We start from the raw sequence: 21887 nt of genomic DNA on the forward strand, positions 1-21887 counted from the left end.
TTCGAGACAAAAACGTTTTAATCAAGGCGAGTGGATTGCAGCCTAGTCATCTAAGCAAAATTCACTTAACAAAGAGTAAAACATTTTTAGCCGAACCTTTCGGGCAGCGTTTTTTGGGTATTTTTACTGCGTTTTCAGCTTTTTATGTAGAATAACTACACCATAAAGCTTCTGCCTTGTATAACTACCCCATCATTCGCTGCAAAAACAACCTTGAAAGTTCAACAGGCCCTAGGTGGTCTTTAAGTTTTCAGTGTTTAATCTCGTCACTCGAACCTTATTGGTTAGAAAAGTTATTCTCAACCAACTTCTGCTTGTTCTCCGCTTGCGGTACGTGGCACGTAGTACAGTTGAAATACTCATTGTTGATCTGGCTATCGGCCTGCATATGCGAGTCATGAATTGGGGTTGCTTTCATGCGTACGGCTTTGTCTGGGCTGTGGCAAGTCATGCAGCCGTTTTTCTTAATGGTAATTTGATAGTCGGCCTTATGGGGGATCAGCGGGGGCTGGTGGGCAAAGCTGCGGGCTATCGGCTCTCCTTTTTTAGGGTAAGTGGGCATCGCATCGGCAGCGCGTACCTCAGTGATCGCCGCGTGGCTGAGCGAGTTCACATTAACGGGCTCTGTTTTGGCTGGTGCGAGTTCAGCTGCGCTGGCATTGAGCGCCATGAGCGCGACTAAAGTGAGTGCTTTTTTCATTGGTTGTTCTCCGCCTTTAGGGCAATTCGATTTTGATACTGAAATACGCGTGGAGCACAGACATCGATGCAGCGACCACATAGAGTGCAGTCACTGTCGGTTATCATGGGATTTTTCCCTTTTAGTGCAGGTTTTAATACTTGGCGCTCGGGGCAAACCTCAAAACAGGCCATGCAGTTATCGCAGCTGCTGGCGTTGACAGCGCTGATTTTGATTGGGCTGGTTTTACCCAGTAGGGCAAACATCGCCCCGGTTGGGCAGAGGTGACCACACCAGGCTCGCTCGCAAATGAAGAGATCGAGCAAGAAGATGGCGGCTAATATCCACAAGCCACTCCCTGCGCCAAACAAGATGGCGCGATAGAGTATGGGCACCGGGTTTACCCATTCCCACACCGCAATACCGGTGAGCAGCGGCAGTATGAGTACCACGGCTAATAGGTAATAGCGTAAATGCCGTGGCATTTCGCTTGTGCGGGGTAAATGTAACTTACGCCTTAGCCAGCTGGCGGCATCAGTCACTAGGTTGACTGGACATACCCAGCTGCAAAATACCCGCCCACCAGCTAGCCAATAGAAGATGGCGATAACTGCGGCGCCAAGTAGCAAACTGAGCTCTGGCCAGTGGCCGCTCATTAGCACTTGCAGTGTCGCTAGTGGGTCGGCCAAGGGGACGGCACCTAACAACTCACTGCTAGACAGATTCCCCTTAAGCAGCCAGAAGCCAAACCAAGGGCCAATCGCAAAGGCAAGCAGGACTACTAGCTGGCAAGCGCGGCGCAGCAATAGAAACTTGTGGGCGCGCCACCAGCCGAGTTGGTCAATCGCGGCTTGGTCAAAGCGCGTCTTGGCCGCTTTGTTTGTGGTATGACCCATGTTGTTATGCGTCATGGTGTGAGCCCCTTGTTTAACATCTCAAGCGTGGTCTCTTCGGTGTTGATATAGGTATCGTGTGTGGCGGTTTTCCCCTTGGCAATATGGGGCGGTAGCACTTTGATCGCCGCTTCTTGCAACACGCAAGCATGCTCACACTTACCACAGCCGGTGCAGCTGTCGCTGTTGACCGTGGGGATAAACAGGGCGTGATGGTCGCTACGTTGATTGTGCAGGTGCTCAAGGGTGATTGCTTCATCAATCAATGGGCAGACGCGATAACACACATCGCAGCGAAGCCCTTTAAAGTTGAGGCAATTTTCTTGGTCGATAAGCACCGCAACCCCCATTTTTGCTTGGGTGATATCCGTCAAGTTGTGATCCAGCGAGCCCGAGGGGCAGGCTTTGACACAGGGGATATCTTCACACATTTCGCAGGGGATCTTCCGCGCCGTAAAGTAAGGCGTCCCCGTCGGCGCACCCTCAAACCAGCGGGCCAGTTTAAGGGTGTCATACGGGCAAGCCTCAACACATAGACCGCAGCGCACACAGGCAGATAAGAAATCATCTTCTGCTAACGCGCCCGGGGGCCTTATTGCTAATGGGTCAAGGTGCGACGATTGCTTCGCCACGCCAGTGATCCCTAATCCCAATAATCCCATCGCACAGCCAGCCTTAGCCGAGGTGGCTAAAAACTGGCGGCGATTAACGCCTTTGGCTTGGGTGTGTCGATTGACCTTACTCATAGCGTACTGCTCAAACCTCTTTTAATGGTACAAACTCTTGGTGAAATAAACTGCCTTAGGCTTTCATCACTTTTACTGGACACTTCTTGTAATCGGTCTCTTTCGATAAGGGATCGGTCGCATCGAGCATGAGCTTATTCACCAGCTGACGTGCATCGAAAAACGGCATAAACACTACGCCTCTTGGCGGCTTGTTACGGCCTTTGGTTTCGACGCGGGTTTTGACTTCACCGCGAGGTGAGGCAACGACGACCTCATCGCCGCGCTGCAGGCCTCGAGCTTTGGCGTCTTCGGGATGCATGAAAATTTGTGCATCGGGATAGGCGCGATAAAGCTCTGGCACGCGAGCGGTCATGGAGCCAGTATGCCAGTGCTCTAGCACGCGACCGGTTGACATCCATAGGTCATATTCGCTGTTAGGCACCTCGGCTGCGGGCTCATAAGGCAGGGCAAAAATCACCGCTTTACCATCGGGATGGCCGTAGAAATTAAAGCCTTCGCCCGCCTTAACGTAAGGATCGCTACCTTCGACAAAGCGGCGTAGGGTTTCTTTGCCGTTAACGACAGGCCAGCGCAAACCGCGAGAGGCATGGTAGGCATCAAAGTCTGCCAAGTCGTGGCCATGGCCGCGACCAAACTGGGCATACTCTTCGAATAGGCCTTTTTGCAGATAGTAACCCACGGCTGCCGACTCATCATTAAGCTCGCCTTTGCAGTCAGACTGCGGGAACTTGTTGACAACACCGTTGGCAAATAACACCTCATACAGGGTTTTATCGGCGTACTCAGGCTTTTTGGTTATCAGCTCTGCTGGCCATACTTCTGACACTGTAAAGCGCTTCGAAAACTCAATTAATTGCCATAAGTCTGACTTAGCCCCTTCTGGCGCTTTGACTTGCTGATGCCACATATGGGTGCGGCGCTCGGCATTACCATAGGCACCCTCTTTTTCTACCCACATGGCTGTTGGCAGAATCAAGTCAGCTGCCATGGCGGTGACGGTTGGGTATGGGTCAGATACCACAATGAAATTGTCTGGGTTGCGGAAGCCGGGATAGATCTCCTCGTTAATATTGGGGCCCGCCTGCATGTTGTTGGTGCACATGGTCCAATAGCAGTTGAGCTTGCCATCTTTAAGCATACGGCTTTGCAATACGGCGTGATAACCGGGCTTGGGTGGAATGGTGCCTTCGGGCAACTGCCAATGTTTCTCTGCGATGGCCCTATGCTCGGGATTAGTCACCACCATGTCGGCGGGCAGACGGTGAGCAAAGGTGCCCACTTCACGGGCGGTACCGCAAGCCGAAGGTTGGCCTGTGAGTGAGAATGGGTTATTACCGGGCGTGGCGATTTTACCCGTCAACAGGTGGATGTTGTAGAGCATGTTATTGGCCCATACACCACGGACGTGCTGGTTGATCCCCATGGTCCATAGGCTCATGATTTTCACATTGGGATCGGCATAGGCTTTGGCCATGACTTCGAGTTTTTCAGGCTCAACACCACTCATCTTTGCGGCGTATTCTAGGGTGTAAGTACTGACAAATTTGGCGTACTCATCGAAGCTAATGGCGGTCGATTTACCATTGCCTGGGTTTTTGGCTTTTTGCTCTAACGGATGCTCAGGGCGTAAGCCGTAACCTATATCCGTGATGCCTAAGGCAAACTTGGTGTGCTTGTTAACAAAGTCCTTGTTAACCGCATTATTTTGGATGATGTAGTTGGCTATGTAGTTCAGAATGACCAGATCGGATTGCGGCTTAAACACCATGGGATTATCGGCGAGGTCGAAGCTGCGGTTTTCGAAGGTAGATAAGACATGTACCCGACAATCGGCATTACTGAGGCGGCGATCTGACAAACGTGCCCACAAAATGGGATGCATCTCGGCCATGTTGGCGCCCCACAAAACAAAGTGGTCGGCCGCTTCTAGGTCGTCATAACAGCCCATGGGCTCATCGATACCAAAGGTGCGCATAAAGCCCACCACGGCAGACGCCATACAGTGACGCGCGTTAGGGTCGATGTTGTTGCTGAGAAAACCGGCTTTGTGCAGTTTCGAGGCGGCGTAACCTTCCCAAATGGTCCATTGGCCCGAGCCAAACATGCCCACCGCCGTCGGCCCTTTGGTCTTGAGTGTGTGTTTCCACTTTTCGGCCATGGTATCTAAAGCGACATCCCAACTGACGGGCGTAAATTCACCCTCTTTATGATATTGGCCGTCTCTCATGCGCAGCAATGGCGTGGTGAGTCTGTCTTTGCCATACATGATTTTTGATAGAAAGTAGCCTTTAATACAGTTAAGGCCTTTGTTAACCGGACTTTCTGGGTCGCCCTTAGTGGCAACCACTTTACCGTTATTGGTGCCCACTAATACACTACATCCCACGCCACAAAAGCGGCAGGGGGCTTTATCCCACTTGATGGTGTCTGTTTGCTCTGCAGCTTCAACGATCTTCACTGGCAGAGTGACTCCCACTGCGGTGGCAGCGGCAACTGCGGCGTTGGCTTTGAGAAACTCGCGGCGGCTAATGCTCATGGTGTTTCCTCACTCTTTTCTTCTACAGGTTCAACTTGATGATAGATAAGGCTGCTCGATAGCACCCCGTTGAGGGCGTTAATGGCTTCGATGTTTTTGAGTATCGATGCTTGCGACTCACCCTCTAGGGTGACCACAAACTTTGCTTGGTCGCTGATTGCGTGGATATCGGCGCCGGCTAAAGTTTCGATATCTGCGGTAATTTGTGCCACTGCGCTTGGCGCAGCGTGTACCACTAAACTGGTTATATGGTATTCCTGACGCATGGGGTTACCTTGTTATTCGCAGTAACGATAGCCAACGCTGTCGGTTAGTTACAGTGACCGCTTTAGGGTTAAATTGAGTCTAAGCCTTGTTATTTTTGTGGGTATACCTCTTGAGAGGTAACTGATTGGTTTGTCGATCAAGATCAAGTTTTTAAGCGTGACCTAACACTCAGTTCGTTATTTATGGGGACCGCGCTATTGGTGTAATCAATCAGCTTAGTAAGCCGATGGGCGATTCGCCAGTGTGGTGGTGAACAAGATAAGGGCGCTTAAGTGGGCGGTTTGTCGCATTTTTTGAGCGGGCAGATGAGGGAGGCGCCCAGATAACCGATGCAATCAATCGAGGTTGTCATCTATTTGGCGGGGTGACTGTTTTATCTGGCGGCGGGCCCAAAAATGGCCGGAGCCATTGCTGGTCAATGGGTTCACGGGGCGTGATAACGCATATTGGGCTAGCCATTGTACTTTTCATTATGCTATTCGTTATCGGCTAATAGCCTGTTAGCTCCATATAGCCAGTGCCTTGATGACTGCCCGATATGCTAATGGGGCCTTCCCAATAGCTCACGCTCAGTGGCATATGGCTGTCACGATTTAACGGCTTAATCGTCAGTTGCAGTTGTTCACTTGCAATGGCGATGCGCCAAGCCACAGGGTATCGCCCCGACGGCGTTTGCTGCCAGTCGGTGGGCGTCATTTTAATGTCTGTGGGGGCGCTGGTGGAGTCGATATTACGCCCGCTGCCATCGGCATACATGCGTCTGGCGCTGTAGAAATGACTCGCCTGATTATCGTCGCTGCGCAATTGAAACAGCATCAGCGCCGAGCCATCGTCTAAACGCAGCGCAAACCAATCCCAGCCTTGTTGATGTTTATTGAGGAACTGTGAACTCCACTCTCTGTCGAGCCAAGCGTCGCCTGAGACATTAACCGACTTACCCTCTAGGGTGACTTCGCCAGTGACTTGGATGAAAGGCTGGCTGTAGTAATAAGAGGCTACGCTGCCATCACCGCTTTTAATGCTGTAACCCTTATCGCCCTGTAATTGATAAGGGGCGCTAGTGTTAAGTGCCAATCGATAACTGAGCTGCTCATCGCTGACGGTTAAGGTTGCCGGAAACAGGTCTTGGCTTTGACTCTGCCACAGCCAGTTGTCCAGTTTAATCGCCAATGGCGCCGCATCACTGCCGGCTAATTGAGGTTGAGCCCGTGCCCAGCGCTCTTTAGCCACATGTTGCTGGGCGGTGGTCACCGCGCTGTGGGCCATATACAGCTGGTTGCTGGCCCAGGTTGATGAGGATTCACTCGCCTTGGGCGATAGGGCTATCCTAAATTGTGTCCATTGCAGCCCCAGAGGTTGACCCGATGCCGTGGTGAGGTTGGCGGTCAAATACCACCACTCTTGGCGAAAATCGTTATGGGCTTGGTGATCTTCAGGAAAGCGCAGGGTTTGCCCAGGGGTGACCTGAGTATAGCCCTGTAGATTATCGCCCATCAGTGAGCCCATTGCGCTTTGAGGCTTGGTGTCTGGTGCATCGCAGCCAAGCAGTAAGAGTAATAGGGTGAACAGGCCCGCGCGGGGCGAGGATAATAGCGTCATAACACATCACTCTGTAGGCTACTGATGAGAGGGCGGCGAGTTTGCTGATACAAGGGCAGTGCTACGGCAAAGCCGCTAGCGACTAGGGCGAGCAGAGTCACGTCGAAGTAGGCTTGCCAATCCCATATCATGGCGATGCTCCAACCAAAGGCTTGTAGGGTCACTTTATTGATCAGCAAGTAGCCTAGTAGCGCGCCAGTCGGCAGGGCAACAATACAGGTGAGTATCACCATTAACAGCATTTGGCTGGTGACCATAAGGGAGAGCTGGCGGCGATTAACCCCTAAGGTGTACAGGCGTGCAATCGGCGCCATACGGGCTTGGGTCAACATATAACAGGCGCTAAACAAACCAATGGCGGCCACCAATAAGGTTAAGCTATTAAGCACCTTAGTAATGGAAAAAGTGCGTTTAAACATCTCTACCGCTTGCGCCTTAATACGGGCTTGGCTGTATATCAGTGCATCTGATAGCGAAAACCTTTGCATCAAGCCTTGGCTCAATTGCGTTAAGTCGCCTTGATAGGTCACCGCTAAGCTAATGGGTAAGGTGGACAGCTTGGCTTGGTGCCAGGTGACAGTCGAGACGATGACCTCGCCATAGGGGTTACCATAGTCGTAGTAAATCGCCCCCACGGTAAGGGGACTATCGCCAAGCACATCGACCTTAATCGTGTCGTTTAACCCCAGCTGGTGTTTGATGGCAAAAGGTTCACTGACCATCACCACATCACCGGTTAAAAAGCGCTGCCACAAGTTATCGACAGCGGTTTTAAGCACTGTGGTGTGTTCAACAGAGTAGTCATCACGGGCGACTAAGTAGATAGGCTGCTGCTTAGCGCGGCTCTTAATCGACCACTGCTGATAAATGCCAGTGACCTGTTTATCGGCGGCTAAATAGGCTTCAATTTGCTGCATCTGGCTGCTTGGTGGGCGGATATAAAGGTCGGCATGCAAACGCGCGTTGAGCCACTGTTTGAGCGTGAGTTCGAAACTGCCCACTAGGCTATTCATCGAAATATTAGCCGTTAGTGCCAGCAGCATGGCCATCATGGCGAGGGAGAGCGGTGGGATAAGCTCCTTGGTCTCGGCTATTTGATAACCGACTAACCCTTTGGGTGCCACGCGCTCAATAACTTGAATTAATTGCTGTAATAACCAAGGCAAGGCCAGCGGGATACTGAGCACCACTAAGCCTAATAACGCCATGGTGATCCGGTAATTATCGGTTAATGCCATGCCAATTAAGGCCACTGCTGCCAAGCACAACGACACCCATAGCTGCCGCTTATGGGCACGATGGGCACTGGCTTGTTGATTAAATTGCCCGGCGCTCTGGGCCAGCGGTTGGCGCAGCAGCTCGATAAACAGCGAGCTACAGGCCAGTAAGGCGGCGATAAAGGTTAACAAGGTCGCCTGAGCGAGCCATTGCCATTGCCATATTCCCGGTAAAATGGTGGCCCCATAGAGCTGCTCTAGGGTCACTGAGACCATAGGCTGTAACCAATAACTAAGCTGCAAGCCGCCAATAAATCCGATCAGCGAACCTACCACAACCAACAGCAGCAGCTCGCTCGCGAGTGCCGACATGATTGACAGTTTCATGATGCCTTGCTGCTGCAACTGAGTGATCAGCCGTTTACGTTTAAGCAGGCTGTAACGCACGCCGTTATAAGCGATAAACAGGCCGACAATAAAGGCCAGTAAGCTCATGGCGGTGAGGTTAAGGTGAAAGCTGTTCGTGAGCGCTTTCATGCTGTCGCCATTGTCACTTGGGCTGAGATGAGCCTTATTCTCAAGCCACTGCTCTATTTGGACTTTTTGTGCGCTAACATCGTTAAAAATGGCGATATAACTCAGTTGCTGCGGTTTATTGAGCAGTTGCTGTGCCAGCGAGATATCCATCAGTAGGCGGTTGCCTAAATTAAGCTGGTCATCCACAGCGATAACATTGAGCGTTTGCCCCTCGACAGTCAACGTAGGTTGATTGAGCTGCTTGGCGTTTGATTGGCTCATTAATACGATAGGCTCGCCAGCGATAAGTTTTGCCAGTGGCAGCGCGTCACCGTTAAAGCGATGCAGACTTGAGGCGTTCTCGTCATTTGAACTATGACTACTTGCTGCGCTCATGGCGGCGATGATGTCGCTACCTTGTACTTGCCAGTGCCGTGCCTGTTCGTCCACCAACATGCCTTGCACTACCGCCAGACTGTGGGTGATCCCCTGTTGGCGCAAGGTAAAATAGAGCTGTTCATTTAAGGGGGTATTAGGCAGTGGGGTGATAAACCACTTAGCTTGCTGGCTTAACAGTTCGGTGGCGTTACTATAGCTGTTGATCGCATTTTCATTGGTGGCGCGCACGCCAGTAAGCAGGGTGACCGCGAGGATAATACCGATAATAATCGCGCCCGCTTGCAGCGGTGATTGTCGATAATGCGCCAAGAACACCCGCAGGGTGAGCTGCCAACCTTTTAGGGTTTGAGGATTACCGATGTGACGGCCACTGGGTGGGTTATTCATGAACCTTGCCCAGATCCAGGTGCCAGCGGCGCTGCATAAACTCGGCGCACTCTTGGCTATGGGTGACCATTAAAATACTGGTGTGGTGTTCAGCCGCGAGAGCGCAAATCAGGCGCATTACCTCAAGGCTGGCCTGTTGATCTAAATTGCCCGTGGGTTCATCGGCGAGTAACAGCGCAGGTTTATGTGCCAGCGCCCTTGCAATGGCCACGCGCTGCTGTTGTCCGCCAGACAGGGTTTCGACATGGCGTTTACGCAAGGCGCAAAGCCCTAAGGTGTCGACTAGGTGATCGCACCAAGGGGTCCAGCGCTCGTTATTGAGGTGCAAGGGGAAAGCGATATTGTCCTCAACATTAAGCGGGGTGAGCAGATTAAATTGCTGAAAAACAACCCCTAGTTGCTGGTGGCGAAACTCACTCCAACGCGCATCATTCCACTGGGTAGTTGGGGCTCCCAAAAGGGATAAGGTGCCCGAGGTCGGCCGCTCAAAGCCGGCAATAATATTGAGTAAGGTGCTTTTACCGCAGCCACTGGGGCCAGTTAAGGCAACGGTGTCGCCTCGCTGCAGGTGTAAATCGACATGATCGAGTACCTGATGAAACTTATCGCCGTCGGTAAATCCTTTGCAGATCTTATCCAGCGTAATAACGCTTGTACTCATCACAACTCCTGTAGTGCATCACCATAGCGGCAAGCTCTGGTTAAATAATGCGCGAGTAAGATATTGGTAACACAATGCAATTTAACATTCATCTTCTAATTGCATTGATTGTCGATTGCATCAAATAAGTGGCTGATTAAGACCGTGGGGTTATACGAAGGATAATCGATAAAAGATCGACTTAGTGTCATCAATAGGGTCATAGCATCGTGGATTGAGCCTGCTTAAGCTATTGCTTTTATTAATAGGCTTAATAGTGCCAGGGCCAATTACGGCGGCATCGACAGGGTAAAAGAGATTAACGTCGTTGGTGAGTGCTGTGTCAATGAATTCAGCTTGTCGATGCGTCAACTTTCTTGTTACCTTACTTAAAATTTAAGCGTAAGTAAGTGGCCCCATGAACAATCTTGTGATCAAACCCAATTATGTCAGTCTATTTAACTGTGTCGGCCCTGAGTGTGAGGACAGTTGCTGTAATGACTGGACCATTACGTTTGATAAGAAAAGTTATAAAAAAACCGTTAGCCATCCTAAGTTTGCCTCGCTTGCCAAAATAGCCTTTACCGAGGTGAAAAAGAATGCGGCGAATTGGGCCACGGTAAAGCTTGATGAACAGGGGGGCTGTCCGTTTCTCGATGAAAGAAAACTGTGTAATATTCATAAACATGCTGGTGAAGCGGCCTTGAGCGACACCTGTAAGACTTATCCTAAACTCGACCGTCATGTTGGTGGTAACAAGTACCGCTCGCTGAGTATGTCTTGCCCTGAAGTCGCGCGTATCGTGTTGTTTCATCCCGATGCATTTCAATTTGATGCACAACACAGTGGTCATAAGGCGGTGGTTAAACCCTCTCCTATTTGGCTTGAAAAGAGTTATGAGTACAGCCTAGAGTTGTTAGTGGGTTTAGGGCTCGATTGGGAACCGGCGCTGCTGGCCATTGGTTTATTAATGAAAACCAGTGAAGAGGTGCGAGCGGGCCAGTTACCCGATAGCGCCCTCGATGAGCGTTTTTTACAACTGAAGCAATTTGCCGAGGCGGGATTATTGGTCGAGCAATATGCTAAATTGCCTTATGCCCCTATCCCGCAGTCGCACGCCTTCTTTGGGGTTCACTCCACTTTTTGTCAAATCCATTCTCGGGCCACAAGGGCGCGTTTTTCGCGCTTAAATGAGGCGGTATCGGCCATCTGCAATGAAGACAACGAGTTTAGTGTCGCGGCCATGAATCAGGCGTGGAATGCTATTGCGCTCCCCGCCTTAGGTGAGCATGCCGATCTATTTGAGCGTTATATTCTCTACGCCATTTTTCATCATCACTTTCCTCTGCTTGGCGAAGAGGCGCCGCTGAAGGCCTTTAGGTTGTTGGTGCTCGATTGCTTTATCATGCGCGGTTATCTCTCGGCGATGGCGCACCAGCATAAGCAGCTCTCAGAGAGTGACATCATCTTGTGTTTTCAGATCTATCAGGTGGTCAGACAGCATCGTCCAGTTATGGCGCAAACTATTGAGGATGTGATGCGAGAGTGTGAAATTGAGTCGGTGCCTGCGGTGATGAGCTTATTAAAAACGCAGTAGTCATCAAAAGACTGAAGATAAAAGAGCAATAAAAATGGGGCAATTATGCCCCATTTTTATTGGGGGTAACCGAGATAATGCATTGAACTAATGAACCTACGCAGTAATTTGCTCAACGATAATCTGTTTGCGTTTAGCAAAGTAGTGGCGAGTTTCTGCCAGAATCACATCTCTTAAGCCGATGATCGCAATGAGGTTAGGGATCGCCATTAGGCCATTGACGGTATCGGCCAGCATCCAAATTAAGTCCAGTTGGATAAAGGCGCCGGCGGCGATTAAGCCTAAAAATAACCATTGATAGATTTTAATGCCATGCTGGCCGAGGCGGTTACCCGTGAGGTAGTGCCAGCAGCGTTCGCCATAATAGTGCCAGCCCAAGATAGTAGTAAAGGCAAAACAGACCAGCGCGATAGTCACCACATATTGACCGACGATGACCGAGCCACCAGAGGCAAATGCGGCGCTAGTCATGGCGGCGCCAGCAGTGTCGCCATTCCAGACGCCGGTGATGATCAACACTAAGCCTGTCATGGTACAAATTAAGATGGTGTCGAAAAACGTGCCCGTCATGCTCACCAGCCCTTGCTCAACCGGCTCGTTGGTTTTTGCCGCCGCGGCGGCAATGGGCGCACTCCCTAGACCAGACTCATTGGAAAATACCCCGCGAGCAATACCAATTTGCAGTGCTTGGGCCACAGTAGCGCCAAGGAAACCTCCGGCGGCCGAGATCGGAGTGAAAGCTGAGTGCAATACCAATTCAAAGGCTGGGATTATTTGCTCTGAGAAGCTAAGTAAAATCCAGATGCAAGCCAATACATAGCCTATCGCCATAGTGGGTACTAACTTTTGTGCGACATTGGCGATGCGTTTAACCCCGCCCAAGGTGACAGCGGCGACTAACAAGGTTAAGACCACGGCGGTCCCCCAAGTGGGGACGTCGAAGGCAATGGTTAAGGCATCGCTAATCGCATTGACTTGGGCGAAGGTGCCGATCCCAAAGAAAGCCACGCCAATACCAAATAGGGCAAAGAGTTTTGCCAGCCAAGGTAGCCCCAAGCCGCGTTCAATATAGTACATGGGGCCACCGGCAATATTGCCACGTTCATCGACTGTGCGGTATTTCACCGCCAGCATGCATTCGGCGTACTTGGTCGCCATGCCAAAAAAAGCGGCTAGCCACATCCAAAAGAGGGCGCCAGGTCCACCAATTTTTATGGCAGTAGCGACGCCAACAATATTACCTGTACCTATGGTGGCCGATAGGGCGGTGCACAGCGCTGCAAAAGATGACAGATCCCCTTTACCGCTGGCGGGCTTAAATAGCAGGCTTAACGCCAAGGGTAATTTAAACACCTGTAATAGTCGCAGTCGCAGAGTGAGGTATAGACCGGTACCAACCAATAAACATAGGGTAATGGGGCCCCATACAATGGCATTGATATCTGTGAGTAAAGCGTGAAAGTTCATGTTGTTCCTCGAGTATTAAACTGCTTGACGATTCGTCTTAATAATCGGAGGAGGAAAAGAAATGGCTGAATTTCGGTATCGTAAAGTGCAGATGTGCTGTTTCGGCCAAGCGATGGCAAAAAGTGGGCAGCGGCAAATGACGACGCATACAGTCATCCTCTCCTCTGTCCTTTTGCCTGAGCGTTTCGCGGTAATGGATTGATACCATCGCCACTTTCGCCTTCGGCGCTGTGTCATATTTAGGCAAACGCTCACCTATCTGTGCACAGTCTCTCCAGAGGCTCGTCCAGTAACAGTCCTCACCACATAAGTGGTACCTGAAAGAGTGCTCTGTACGTTAAGCGCTGAGCTTATGCATGCAGAGTTGCCTCGTCGGTGTGGGGTTAATCCCCGCTCTCCTGCTACCTTCATCCGAACGGATCCCTTTTACAGATGAAGTGATACCACTTGAGTCTGTAAAGGGGGTGATATCATGCGCTAATTGCGGTTGTGGCTCAAGGGTGTAATTTCACATTTGTGTATTATCTCGGCCGCTCGCTGATTTTTTGAGCGGGTGTCAATAGCAGTTAATGACCTTGGTTAATCTTGGCGTTAATCTAGGCTTAAAGCCTCAGATATAAATTATTTATGCCTAGCCCCTTACATCTATGCTTGCTGTAGGTTTACAATAAAAACCATAATCACACCGTGGTTATAAAACTCTTATGTTGCTAAGCGTTGTTGCTTTTTCGCACACAGAGACTCTAAGGTGTATCGTCACCTCATTGACTTGCCCAAACTTGCCCTCGCGCAAACAAGCCGTGATCTCGACTCATTACACTCGATAGCCCGTTAGTGTGTTGCAAGCGTTAGCGCTAGATTATCGGGATTAAGATGTTATCAGCACTGAAAAAATCATTGAGTAAATCGCTGTCTGGCGCCGAGTTGCAAGCCAATGTGTTGGCGGGCTTAACCGTTGGTGTCATCGCGCTGCCCTTATCTATGGCACTGGCTATTGCTAGCGGTGTGCCGCCGCAGCATGGCCTGTATACCGCTATGGTCGCTGGGGCAATTATCGCCATTACCGGGGGCTCTAAAGTCAATATTTCGGGGCCAACAGCGGCCTTTGTGGTGATTTTGCTGCCGATAGTACAGCAGTTTGGCTTAGGCGGTTTGCTGCTGAGCGGTTTTATGGCGGGCATGATTTTAGTGCTGATGGGCATGGCGCGACTGGGTAGGCTGATTGAAATAGTGCCCTATCCTGTCACGATAGGCTTTACCGCTGGTATCGGGGTGGTGATCGCCACATTACAAATTAAAGACTTTTTTGGTCTGAGTGTGGCGCCTGTAGAAGGGCACTATTTACAACAGGTGTCGGCCATAGGCTCGGCATTTTCGAGTATCACTTGGCAGGAAACCTTAATTGGTACAATCACCTTAATGGTGTTATTGCTGTGGCCAAAGTTGCGTTCAAAAATACCGGCACACTTAGTGGCACTGACCGTTGGCGCCCTCGTGGCGTGGTTGTTAACCCAAGGGCTAACCGATTTTAGTGTGGCGACCATAGGTAGCCGTTTTCATTATGAAATTGCTGGGGTGGCAGGGCAAGGGATCCCGCCATTATTGCCCAGCTTTACCTGGCCATGGGCGCTGCCCGATGCCAGTGGCGCTCCCATAGGATTGAGTTTTGAGCTGATTAGGCAGCTGCTACCTTCAGCTATCACCATCGCCATATTAGGCGCATTAGAGTCTTTGTTATGTGCGGTGGTAGCCGATGGTATGTCGGGCAAACGGCATCACTCTAATGATGAACTGATTGGTCAGGGGATAGGTAACATGGTAGCGCCCCTGTTTGGGGGGATCCCAGCTACGGCGGCCATCGCCCGCACGGCGGCGAATGTGAAGGCGGGGGGGAGCTTGCCGCTGTCGGCCGTGGTGCATAGCGGGTTTATCTTATTAAGCATCTTAATGTTGTCACCGTTATTGGCCTATATTCCGATGGCGTCGATGGCGGCGTTACTGTTAGTGGTTGCCTGGAATATGAGTGAGGCGCGCCATTTTATGCGCACGCTCAAGATCGCGCCTAGAGACGATGTGGTGATTTTACTCGCCTGTTTTTTACTGACAGTGTTATTTGATATGACCATTGCCGTTGCAGTCGGTATGGGGATGGCGGCGATATTGTTTATCCGCCGCAGCATTAGTTTGAGTGGTCCTAAAGCGATGAAGCTCGACCACGAACATTATGCGATTCCTGAGCAAGTGGTTATTTACGATATCGATGGGCCGCTGTTTTTTGGCTCGGCGCAAAAGGCGCTGCAAACCATCACGGCGGTACGCCCCGACGTACGAGTGGTGATTTTAGATATGTCCCATGTCACCTTGCTCGATATGAGTGCCATTGTCGCGATGGAATCGATAGCTCAGCAACTAGAGAGCAAAAATGTGGCGCTTATCATTAACAATCTGCAGCCAAGAATGATCCTTAAATTACGTCGCGCAGGCATAAGAAAGCGTCAGGGGAAGGTGGCCTACGCGCGCCACCTTGAGGACAGTTTAACGCTCGCCAAACCCCTGTGCTAATGGATTTTGTATCGTTTATGTTGCTGTTATATAAGCTGTTTAATTCTACTTGTTCGCCGTTGTTGCAATGAAAGTCGGTTATTAATAATTAACTGTTTAATGTTGCCAGTCGTTATCACTAATGTTATTTCTTGCGTCGCTGTAGTAGGATTCAGCATCTGCAACGCAAGTTGTTTGCAGGTTTATTGCAATAATAGCGGCATAAATTGGGTGTCACTCGGTTACCGGGCTGGTGAGCAATACGACCTTTAGCCAGTAGACGGCTCAATATAAGTCACTGAAAATATATAATAATTATAACTTACTCATAAATATGGATGGTGATAACAATGCTCATATTCTTTATTTGTATTGCGTTACTCATACTGGCCTATAAATTTTACAGTCCCTTTGTAGAACGTCAGGCGGGTATCGATCCCAATGCAGAAACCCCGCAATCTCGTTTTAATGATGGTGTCGATTATGTCGAAGTTCATCCTGCTAAAGCTTTTTTAATTCAATTTCTGAACGTTGCTGGTGTGGGGCCGATTTTTGGTCCTATCTTGGGCGCGTTATATGGTCCAGTGGCGCTAGTCTGGATTGTACTGGGTAACATTATTGGTGGTGCGGTGCATGACTATTTCTCTGGTGTGTTAAGCATCAAAGAGGATGGCAAGAGTCTGCCTGAGATAGCTGGTCACTATTTTAATATTTACTTTAAAGGTGTAATGCTGCTCTTTACCGCCATGCTGCTGTTTTTTGTTGGCGTAGTGTTTATCATGAGTCCAGCTGGATTGTTAAGTAATCTGGATTTTTTCAAAGACACTATTTTTGCCAATAATACCTTCTGGGTATTATTGATCTTGGGGTATTACTTCCTCGCGACCTTACTGCCTATCGATAAAATCATCACTAAACTATACCCATTCTTCGGGCTATTAATGATTATAATGACAGTATCGATTGCGGTGGCATTGTTGTTTAATGCTCCACAACTACCAGAGATGGGCGATATATTTGCTTACTTCGATCACAGCCATTACAACAACGATCTATTGGCGCCCAACCCTGATGGTTTACCTGTTTGGCCATTATTGTTTGTGACCATTACTTGTGGCGCGATCAGTGGTTTCCACTCGACTCAGGCACCTATCATGGCGCGCTGTTTAACCAATGAAAAATATGTGCGTCCAGTGTACTACGGCGCAATGGTGTCAGAAGGTATTGTGGCGTGCGTATGGGCAATGGCGGGTATCGCCGCGTTCCCCGGTGGCTATGTTGAGCTAAAAAGCATTCTCGATGCTGGCGGCCCAGGCTTAGTGGTTAATCAGGTGGCGTCCACTTACTTAGGGGTTGCTGGTGGTATTATGGCGATTATTGCCGTGGCGGTGTTTCCTATCACCTCGGGTGATACTGCATTTCGCTCACTGCGATTAACCATTATCGATGCGTTTAAGATCCCACAAAGTATTCGTAATCGTCTCTTGGTGGCCTTGCCTATTTTGGTTATTGCTTACTTTATGACGAAAATAGACTTTTCTCTGATCTGGCGTTATTTTGCTTTCTCTAACATGCTGTTATCGACCAGTGTATTGTGGCTAGCGACTAAATATCTGTTTGATCGTGGCACCATCCACTGGATCGTGAGTTTACCTGCTACCGTGGGGACCAGTGTAACCGTCTCTTATATCGCTACAGCAGGTATCGGGTTAGGGCTTGAGCAGTCATTAAGTCAGCCCATAGGTATTGCGGCAGGAGTGATCTCCTTGGTTGGTATTATCATCGCAGACAGAAGACGTAAGGTCGCCATTGCATAAGCAGTCTGAGTGACTCTCGTTAACAACCGCTCCATGTTGCATGGGGCGGTTTTTTATGTCTAGTATGATTAAAATGCAGTGGGGCGGGTTAAGTCGAACCGCAGCGCTTCTGAAATGCCGTAATAGGCCGATGGGCCACCGGCCCGCAGTATTGGCTCGGCCAGCGCGGTTTGATACACTCCCTGAGCGTCAAGCAGGTGCGGCGCAATATGCACAGCAACCACCTCGCCAAGGACTAACCAAGTATTAATTTTGTCCCCATTAGCCGCCTGCAGTTGGATGCATTGCGCTAGTTTACACTCAAAATTCACTGGGCTTTGTGCCACCCTATCTGCCGCCACGAGAATGCCGGAAACAGGAGTTAACCCAGCAAACTCAAACTCATCGCGCCCATGGGGTAACGCCGCCGAAGTTTGGTTCATCTGCTTGGCCAAGGGGCGCGTGGCCAAGTTCCAGACAAATTCACCCGTATCGACAATATTGGCCACGCTGTCTTTATAGCCGACGCTGGCAAAGCCGATGATGGGCGGATGATAGTTAAAGCAGTTAAAAAAACTATAAGGTGCCAGATTGCGGCGACCTTGGGCATTGCGTGAGGCGATCCACCCAATAGGGCGTGGGCCTATAATGGCGTTTAAGGGGTCATGGTCTAAGCCATGGCCGTTGCGAGGTTCGTAATAGTAGCGCTCATCTGTACTCATATAGCACCTGAAGTTATTGCCAGTAAGGAGCATTTAAGCGCCAATTACGACCAAATACAAACCTTCTCGGACTATTTAGTCCAGTGGGTTACCGGTTTTTTGGGGAGTCGTTCTCGCTATCAGGGGGCTGGGTTATACTCGCTGAAACCTAATGTCAAAGGAGACGTTTTAATGATTATTTTGACCACCAATTTGGGCGATATTGAGATTGAACTCGATATGCAACGCGCGCCGATCAGCAGTAAAAACTTTCTCAAATATTGCCAAGAGGGATTTTTTGAGGGGACCATTTTTCATCGAGTGATTAAAGGTTTTATGATCCAAGGTGGCGGTTTTAGCGTCGATATGCAGGAGAAACCAACGCGGGCGGCTATCGTTAATGAAGCCAATCGTGGCCTTAGCAATATTAAAGGCACCATTGCCATGGCGCGTACCGATGCGCCGCATTCAGCCACCGCCGAGTTTTTTATTAATCTTGCCGATAACACCTTTTTGGACCATGTCGCCACGACTAATGCCGGCTGGGGATATGCGGTGTTTGGTCGCGTAAATGCGGGCATGAATGTGGTCAATCAAATTGCCCAGCAAAAGACCCAGTCGCAAGGCGAGTATGATGATGTTCCAGTCAAGCCCATAGTGATTGAAAGGGTCACTATTATGAATCCATAAGGCGGTGTCTGAGCTAGATTGACGGTAATGCAATCAAGCTGTGAGGTGGGGCACAGTTTTCTGTTTACGACTCCTTTAAGGTAATAGTTATTGGCGCACGCCAATAACTTGCCGGCTAACATCACTTATTTCATACCTTGAGATTGGCATCATTTTTACTCATACATGGTTGATATTGGCATCATTTTTACTCATACATGGTTGATATTGTTTGTAAATCTAGTGGGTAAGATGGGATATTGTAGGCATAAGATAGATAATTAATGAGGTTGTTTTATGCCTAGACCCAAAAAATGTCGCCGTCTGTCATCTTGCGTACCTTGCAGCATGTTTAAGCCTAATGGTATGCCCGCGGTTGAGCTGACGAAAATACAGCTCGAGGCCGATGAATTTGAAGCGTTAAATTTAGGTGATGTGCAAAAGTTGAGTCAACTCGATGCCGCCGCCTTAATGGGGGTGTCGAGACAAACCTTTGGTAACTTATTAGCCAGTGCGCGTAAAAAAGTCGCTACGGCCATAACTCAAGGCCATGCTTTGTTACTTCCTCAACCGATAGATAGGGAACCATTATGATTATTGCATTGCCGATGAGCCGAGGCCGGCTTGCCACCCATTTTACTAAAGCGCCGTTGATTGGTTTTTTTAACCAATATCATCAGCTAATCACAACTGTAGAGAACCCCGCATTGGCTGGCGGATGTAGCGCTAAAAAAGCCCTGTTAAATCTGATCGGCGCGCAAAAAACCGCTATCGTTATCGTACAACATATTGGCGAACGTATGCTGGGTAAGTTGTTAGATGCGGGGATCAGTGTGAGCAAAGGCGATAGCTGTGACAGTATTGAGACCCTGCTTACCAATAGCTTGGATGTCAATCGACGTATGGTTGATGCATCCCAAGGACGGGCCTCACTTCATCATGCCAAGAAAGGCGGTTGCTGCGCCAGCAGCGGTGCTTGCGGTTGCGGGCAGAGCAAGCCTGATCAAGCCGCGCCATTATTGGCTCGAGTTGAGCCAATGAGTAACCTTGTGGCAAGTTATTCAAGGTTACGACCCGCAGGCAAGTAACTCTTTGTTATTGTCTATTGGCAGTTAATGCAGCGCATAAAGCTGCATTAACTCACTATCTGTCCAGCTTTAGTTTATTATTAGACTATTTCAGACTGGGTGAACCCTGCATCCATTTAATCTAGTCCAACATCTGATAGGGGCGAGCTATCGCCTCGTTAACATCCCTTATCGAAAACACCTTAGCAAAGCGGCCAAAAGCTTGCCCATAAAAATAGAGCTCTACCACTGGCAGGCTAAACACATGATACGCAGCGGCAATAGCCGGGTGTCTCTGGCAGTCGATATAAGCCCATTTCATTTGGTTAAACTCATCACGTAGCATGTCACCTATTCGCGGTTTAATGCTCTGACAAACCCCGCAATGGGGAGCGCCAAACAGTAATAGCACGGCGTTATTTTGTTGCAATAACAGCTTAAGTTCTGCGGCAGAGTGGATCTCAATTGGAGCGGACATCTTGATTGACCTTATGTATTCAAAAAGGCGATATAAGCCAGTATCGCTGGGGTAATCACCTGAAGCTAACTACCTATAAAGCGGTATTTTTATCGCATATCTTAGCGTAATTGCCCTAGGTAGATCACACTTCTCTATTTAGGAAAGTTTATCGGTTGTCGCTTGCGTCTGCTGTGGTTACACTGAAATTATAAGTTGTATTTATAATGTTTGTTTTGGTTGTCGTTATCGCCATACACACAGGTGAGTTTGATGTGTATTAGTCAGCATTTATAGCGTCAGTCATGGAGTCAGAGTCACGTGAGTAAGTTTATCACTCAGTCGTTCCGCTTATGCGCCGTTATTCATGGGCAGATGTTATTAGGCTAAGTGACCTTGAATCAGTCAATTATGTTAGATGTTAAATTGGAAAAGTCATGTTGAATATCGATGATCCGCGTGAAACAGAGCAAACAGCCGCAATATGGCGTTTAGGTTTTCGGCCGTTTTTCCTAGGAGGAGCCGTGATCGCCACCTTGTACATTCCCTTATGGTTGGTGGTCTGGTTTTTACCGCAATTTAGTCTATTCCCTAGTCAATTTTGGCTTAAGGTGGTGCCATTATGGTGGCATCCCCATGAGATGCTATTTGGTTTCGCGTTGGCCATTGTCTGTGGTTTCTTGCTGACATCGGTGCAAACGTGGACCAACCAACCTAGCTTAAAAGGACGCCCACTAGCGTTGACATTCGCGTGTTGGCTGATGGCGCGGTTATTGTTGTTACTGCCTATGGCGCTGCCGCTATGGCTCCCCGCGTTATTTGATTCACTGTTTTTAGCCATCACGGCGATGACCTTATGGCGCTGTATATATAAAGTGAAGCAGTGGCATAACATCGGCTTCCCTATCATGTTATTGCTTGCTTTAGTGATTAATTTACTCAGTTACTATGCGCTCAGTGAGCGTAACTTCAGCTTAAGTCAGCAGATTTGGCAGGCGATGCTATGGTGGCTGGGGCTGTTGATCACCATAGTGGGTGGGCGTGTTATTCCCTTCTTTACGGCTATGCGAATTAAGCTGCCTAAGCCTAATCCTATCGTGATCTTAGACCGCTGCCTTATCCTGTTGATGTTGGCACTTGTGCTGCAAGCGATGGTTAAGGTCTTACCAGCTAATATCGAGCAAGGTTTGCTGGTCGTTGCCGCCTTGCTGCATTTGGTGCGCTGGTCCCGTTGGTATCCCCATAAAACCTTGGGTGAACCTTTATTATGGTCGCTGCACAGCGCTTACTTATTCTTGCCAATTACCTTGGCCGCTCTGGCGTGGAACATCGATGATGAGAATGCTTATCGTCAACTATTACACCTGTTTGCCATAGGTACACTCGCTGGCATCTGTTTGTCGATGATCTCTCGGGTGTCGTTGGGTCACACTAGTCGCAATATTTATCAGGGGCCCAATATGACTCTCGCCTTTGTAGGGCTAATCATGGCGGCGTTGCTGCGTGCGGTCCTGCCACTGTTGTGGCCGCAATATGCGCAGACTTGGCTGTGGTTGGCGGCGGGGTGTTGGACTGTCTCCTTCGGGCTGTTTGTGTGGTTTTATGTGCCGATCCTCACCCAGCCTAGGATCGATGGGCGCCCCGGGTAGGAGGCGCTGCTCAATATTTGTATTAAACGTAGTTAAAGAAGGATGATTTATGATGTTGTTT

General features: G+C 49.4%; 18 protein-coding genes and 1 riboswitch. Of the genes, 7 read left to right on the forward strand and 11 right to left on the reverse strand.

Annotation, left to right across the window (positions count from 1 at the left end; genetic code table 11):
• Positions 1 to 277: 277 nt before the first annotated feature.
• The 8 genes from DN599_RS08160 to DN599_RS08195 all read right to left on the reverse strand — a co-directional run bounded on the left by DN599_RS08160 (position 278) and on the right by DN599_RS08195 (position 9903).
• Positions 278 to 700 (reverse strand): nitrate reductase cytochrome c-type subunit, encoded by a 423-nt coding sequence (locus DN599_RS08160; protein WP_110457127.1) that lies wholly within the window; start codon positions 698 to 700, stop codon positions 278 to 280.
• The gene (gene napH / locus DN599_RS08165) at positions 697 to 1590 is read right to left on the reverse strand and encodes a quinol dehydrogenase ferredoxin subunit NapH (RefSeq protein ID WP_110457128.1); all 894 of its coding nucleotides are present in this window, start codon (positions 1588 to 1590) and stop codon (positions 697 to 699) included. The genes DN599_RS08160 and napH overlap by 4 nt, the downstream gene beginning before the upstream one ends.
• Positions 1587 to 2318: a ferredoxin-type protein NapG gene (gene napG / locus DN599_RS08170; RefSeq protein ID WP_110457129.1), complete on the reverse strand. Its 732-nt coding sequence runs from the start codon at positions 2316 to 2318 to the stop codon at positions 1587 to 1589. Before napG ends, napH begins: the two co-directional genes overlap by 4 nt.
• Positions 2319 to 2373: 55 nt before the next feature.
• Positions 2374 to 4857 carry a nitrate reductase catalytic subunit NapA gene (napA, locus tag DN599_RS08175; RefSeq protein ID WP_110457130.1) on the reverse strand — a complete coding sequence of 828 codons (2484 nt, stop codon included), beginning with the start codon at positions 4855 to 4857 and terminating at the stop codon, positions 2374 to 2376.
• Entirely contained in the window at positions 4854 to 5123 is a 270-nt protein-coding gene (locus tag DN599_RS08180) for a chaperone NapD (protein WP_110457131.1), read from the reverse strand. The genes napA and DN599_RS08180 overlap by 4 nt, the downstream gene beginning before the upstream one ends.
• Positions 5124 to 5613: 490 nt before the next feature.
• On the reverse strand, positions 5614 to 6723 hold the full coding sequence (locus DN599_RS08185; RefSeq protein WP_110457132.1) for a lipocalin-like domain-containing protein: 1110 nt from the start codon (positions 6721 to 6723) through the stop codon (positions 5614 to 5616).
• Complete coding sequence (locus DN599_RS08190; RefSeq protein ID WP_110457133.1) at positions 6720 to 9242, reverse strand: ABC transporter permease; 2523 nt, start codon at positions 9240 to 9242, stop codon at positions 6720 to 6722. Before DN599_RS08190 ends, DN599_RS08185 begins: the two co-directional genes overlap by 4 nt.
• The gene (locus DN599_RS08195; RefSeq protein WP_110457134.1) at positions 9235 to 9903 is read right to left on the reverse strand and encodes an ABC transporter ATP-binding protein; all 669 of its coding nucleotides are present in this window, start codon (positions 9901 to 9903) and stop codon (positions 9235 to 9237) included. Before DN599_RS08195 ends, DN599_RS08190 begins: the two co-directional genes overlap by 8 nt.
• A gap of 397 nt (positions 9904 to 10300) precedes the next feature.
• On the opposite strand from DN599_RS08195, the gene fliB reads away from it, so the two are divergent.
• Entirely contained in the window at positions 10301 to 11479 is a 1179-nt protein-coding gene (fliB, locus tag DN599_RS08200) for a flagellin lysine-N-methylase (protein ID WP_110457135.1), read from the forward strand.
• Between the two features lie 96 nt (positions 11480 to 11575).
• Here fliB and DN599_RS08205 read toward each other — a convergent pair whose 3' ends face one another.
• Entirely contained in the window at positions 11576 to 12946 is a 1371-nt protein-coding gene (locus DN599_RS08205) for an alanine/glycine:cation symporter family protein (protein WP_110457136.1), read from the reverse strand.
• 154 nt (positions 12947 to 13100) lie between these two features.
• A riboswitch (glycine riboswitch) is annotated at positions 13101 to 13234 on the reverse strand.
• A gap of 585 nt (positions 13235 to 13819) precedes the next feature.
• Here DN599_RS08205 and dauA point away from each other — a divergent pair.
• Together dauA and DN599_RS08215 are read left to right on the forward strand one after the other, a co-directional pair.
• Positions 13820 to 15508 carry a C4-dicarboxylic acid transporter DauA gene (gene dauA / locus DN599_RS08210; protein WP_110457137.1) on the forward strand — a complete coding sequence of 563 codons (1689 nt, stop codon included), beginning with the start codon at positions 13820 to 13822 and terminating at the stop codon, positions 15506 to 15508.
• Between the two features lie 329 nt (positions 15509 to 15837).
• Entirely contained in the window at positions 15838 to 17304 is a 1467-nt protein-coding gene (locus tag DN599_RS08215) for a carbon starvation CstA family protein (protein WP_110457138.1), read from the forward strand.
• A gap of 68 nt (positions 17305 to 17372) precedes the next feature.
• Here the strand turns inward: DN599_RS08215 and DN599_RS08220 are convergent, their stop codons facing one another.
• Positions 17373 to 18005: a flavin reductase family protein gene (locus tag DN599_RS08220; protein ID WP_110457139.1), complete on the reverse strand. Its 633-nt coding sequence runs from the start codon at positions 18003 to 18005 to the stop codon at positions 17373 to 17375.
• Between the two features lie 171 nt (positions 18006 to 18176).
• On the opposite strand from DN599_RS08220, the gene DN599_RS08225 reads away from it, so the two are divergent.
• From DN599_RS08225 to DN599_RS08235, 3 genes are all read left to right on the forward strand, one after another.
• A complete protein-coding gene (locus tag DN599_RS08225) occupies positions 18177 to 18674 on the forward strand; it encodes a peptidylprolyl isomerase (protein ID WP_110457140.1) in 498 nt (165 codons plus the stop codon).
• Between the two features lie 276 nt (positions 18675 to 18950).
• Complete coding sequence (locus DN599_RS08230) at positions 18951 to 19247, forward strand: DUF134 domain-containing protein (RefSeq protein ID WP_110457141.1); 297 nt, start codon at positions 18951 to 18953, stop codon at positions 19245 to 19247.
• Complete coding sequence (locus tag DN599_RS08235) at positions 19244 to 19741, forward strand: NifB/NifX family molybdenum-iron cluster-binding protein (protein ID WP_110457142.1); 498 nt, start codon at positions 19244 to 19246, stop codon at positions 19739 to 19741. Before DN599_RS08230 ends, DN599_RS08235 begins: the two co-directional genes overlap by 4 nt.
• 121 nt (positions 19742 to 19862) lie before the next feature.
• Here the strand turns inward: DN599_RS08235 and DN599_RS08240 are convergent, their stop codons facing one another.
• Positions 19863 to 20198 carry a thioredoxin family protein gene (locus tag DN599_RS08240; protein ID WP_110457143.1) on the reverse strand — a complete coding sequence of 112 codons (336 nt, stop codon included), beginning with the start codon at positions 20196 to 20198 and terminating at the stop codon, positions 19863 to 19865.
• Positions 20199 to 20614: 416 nt separating this feature from the next.
• On the opposite strand from DN599_RS08240, the gene DN599_RS08245 reads away from it, so the two are divergent.
• Entirely contained in the window at positions 20615 to 21826 is a 1212-nt protein-coding gene (locus DN599_RS08245; protein WP_110457144.1) for an NnrS family protein, read from the forward strand.
• Positions 21827 to 21887: the final 61 nt, after the last annotated feature.

Source organism: Shewanella algidipiscicola (assembly GCF_900380485.1).
GTDB classification, from domain to species: domain Bacteria; phylum Pseudomonadota; class Gammaproteobacteria; order Enterobacterales; family Shewanellaceae; genus Shewanella; species Shewanella algidipiscicola.

Excerpts from the sequence above, each read along its gene's own strand:
- DN599_RS08160 (WP_110457127.1), bottom strand. The coding sequence starts at position 700 with ATGAAAAAAGCACTCACTTTAGTCGCGCTCATGGCGCTCAATGCCAGC.
- DN599_RS08180 (WP_110457131.1), bottom strand. The coding sequence starts at position 5,123 with ATGCGTCAGGAATACCATATAACCAGTTTAGTGGTACACGCTGCGCCA.
- DN599_RS08205 (WP_110457136.1), bottom strand. The coding sequence starts at position 12,946 with ATGAACTTTCACGCTTTACTCACAGATATCAATGCCATTGTATGGGGC.
- DN599_RS08245 (WP_110457144.1), top strand. The coding sequence starts at position 20,615 with ATGTTGAATATCGATGATCCGCGTGAAACAGAGCAAACAGCCGCAATA.
- DN599_RS08215 (WP_110457138.1), top strand. The coding sequence starts at position 15,838 with ATGCTCATATTCTTTATTTGTATTGCGTTACTCATACTGGCCTATAAA.
- DN599_RS08225 (WP_110457140.1), top strand. The coding sequence starts at position 18,177 with ATGATTATTTTGACCACCAATTTGGGCGATATTGAGATTGAACTCGAT.
- DN599_RS08190 (WP_110457133.1), bottom strand. The coding sequence starts at position 9,242 with ATGAATAACCCACCCAGTGGCCGTCACATCGGTAATCCTCAAACCCTA.
- DN599_RS08240 (WP_110457143.1), bottom strand. The coding sequence starts at position 20,198 with ATGTCCGCTCCAATTGAGATCCACTCTGCCGCAGAACTTAAGCTGTTA.
- DN599_RS08195 (WP_110457134.1), bottom strand. The coding sequence starts at position 9,903 with ATGAGTACAAGCGTTATTACGCTGGATAAGATCTGCAAAGGATTTACC.
- DN599_RS08185 (WP_110457132.1), bottom strand. The coding sequence starts at position 6,723 with ATGACGCTATTATCCTCGCCCCGCGCGGGCCTGTTCACCCTATTACTC.
- DN599_RS08230 (WP_110457141.1), top strand. The coding sequence starts at position 18,951 with ATGCCTAGACCCAAAAAATGTCGCCGTCTGTCATCTTGCGTACCTTGC.
- DN599_RS08235 (WP_110457142.1), top strand. The coding sequence starts at position 19,244 with ATGATTATTGCATTGCCGATGAGCCGAGGCCGGCTTGCCACCCATTTT.
- napA (WP_110457130.1), bottom strand. The coding sequence starts at position 4,857 with ATGAGCATTAGCCGCCGCGAGTTTCTCAAAGCCAACGCCGCAGTTGCC.
- napG (WP_110457129.1), bottom strand. The coding sequence starts at position 2,318 with ATGAGTAAGGTCAATCGACACACCCAAGCCAAAGGCGTTAATCGCCGC.
- napH (WP_110457128.1), bottom strand. The coding sequence starts at position 1,590 with ATGACGCATAACAACATGGGTCATACCACAAACAAAGCGGCCAAGACG.
- fliB (WP_110457135.1), top strand. The coding sequence starts at position 10,301 with ATGAACAATCTTGTGATCAAACCCAATTATGTCAGTCTATTTAACTGT.
- DN599_RS08220 (WP_110457139.1), bottom strand. The coding sequence starts at position 18,005 with ATGAGTACAGATGAGCGCTACTATTACGAACCTCGCAACGGCCATGGC.
- dauA (WP_110457137.1), top strand. The coding sequence starts at position 13,820 with ATGTTATCAGCACTGAAAAAATCATTGAGTAAATCGCTGTCTGGCGCC.